This window comes from Chitinimonas sp., assembly GCF_041904975.1.
Classification (GTDB): domain Bacteria; phylum Pseudomonadota; class Gammaproteobacteria; order Burkholderiales; family Chitinimonadaceae; genus Chitinimonas.
The window spans coordinates 1-1,541 of the sequence record NZ_JAYRLZ010000461.1 but is presented as its reverse complement, the minus strand read 5'-3'; the positions used below and the strand labels follow the sequence as shown (position 1 = coordinate 1,541).

Sequence of the window (1,541 nt, the reverse complement as noted above, 5' to 3'; positions counted from 1 at the left end):
CGGCAAGGCGAGCACAAGCAGGATCAGATAGGGCAGCAAACGCATCAGCATGAAGTGGGAAGCCTGTTTGGAATGAAATTGACTATTACGCGACGTATCGAGCTGGCGGCGGTAACATCCCAGCCTGTTTGCCAGAAACCTGTCGCCGAGATTCCCATGCATTGTCTACCCAAGACCGGCCGTATGGCTGATTTTAGCCCTGCCGCCCTTTTTGCCTTCCGTATCGGGGGCTGCCGATGAAGCGCCTGTTTGTAATGCTCGGCAGCGTGCTGTCGCTCTATGCCGGCGCGGCCGACCCTGCTGATTTGCTGCCGCCCGAGCAGGCTTTCAAGCCCTCGGTGACAAAAAAGGATGATCGCACCCTGGTGGTGCATGTCGAGGTGGCCGATGGCTACTATCTGTATCGCGACCGCATGCAGTTTTCGCTGCAACCGGGCGATGGCAAGCTGAGCCCGAGCTTTCCCGAGGGCAAGGTCAAGCATGATGAGTATTTTGGCGAGGTAGTCACCTATCGCCATGCGGTCGATGTGCCACTCGCCAGCGACACGCCGATTGCCGCCGGCAACAAGCTGAAACTGGTTACCCAGGGCTGCGCCGATGCCGGCGTGTGCTACCCACCGCAAACCGTGCAGCTGACGCTGGGCGCCGCGCCGGCCAACGCCGCCGTCGCTTCGCTGTTTGGCAGCGCACCGGCGACCACCGCAGCGCAACCGGCCAAGACCGCCACGCCTGCCAAGGCGGTGGACGCTGTCACGGCACCGCCAGCCAAGGCAACTGCCCCTGTGCCAGCAGCAGCTACCGCAGCTGCGCCTGCCCCGACCAGCGAGCACAGCGCCACAGACAGCAAAGCTGGCACGCCAAGCGAAACGCCAGCACCAGCCAGTGCAGCGGCAGCCAGCCAGCCAGCGCCGGCTGACTCTAGCCTTGCAGCAGCCGCGCCTGCAGCCAGCGAGGCCGATAGCGCCGAAGGCACTGCCAAGCTGTTCCGCAGCGGCAATCTGGCCGCCCTGCTGGCCTTCTTCTTCATCGCCGGGCTGGGCCTCGCTTTCACCGCCTGCATGTATCCGCTCATTCCCATCGTCTCCGGCATTGTGGTGGGACAGGGCCAGGCCAGCAGCAAGGGGCGCGGCTTTGCGCTGAGCTTTGTCTATGTGCAGGGGATGGCGCTCACCTATGCCATTGCTGGCGTCGCGGCGGCGCTATCGGGCAGCCTGCTGTCGGCTGCTTTGCAAAACGCCTGGGTGCTCGGTGGCTTTGCCGTGTTCTTTGTGGTGATGGCGCTGTCGATGTTCGATCTATACGAATTGCAGCTGCCATCGGCCCTGCAATCGCGCTTGAACGACGCCTCCAACCGCCTGCCCGGCGGCCGCTGGCTGCCGGTGTTCCTGATGGGCGCCCTGTCGGCACTGATCGTCGGCCCCTGTGTGGCACCGCCGCTGGCCGGCGCCCTGGCCTATATCGGCGCCAGCGGCGATGTGCTGCGCGGTGCGCTGGCCCTGTATGTGATGGCGCTCGGCATCGGCGCCCCGCTGATCGTGGTC

Annotated in this window: 2 protein-coding genes; both read left to right on the top strand. The window is 64.5% G+C overall.

The features are described from left to right. Positions 1–240 (top strand): hypothetical protein (locus tag ACE3OH_RS22165; RefSeq protein ID WP_374358462.1); only part of this gene is annotated, 240 nt, incomplete at its 5' end. Next, positions 237–1,541 (top strand): protein-disulfide reductase DsbD (gene dsbD / locus ACE3OH_RS22160; protein ID WP_374358459.1); only part of this gene is annotated, 1,305 nt, incomplete at its 3' end. The genes ACE3OH_RS22165 and dsbD, both read left to right, overlap by 4 nt.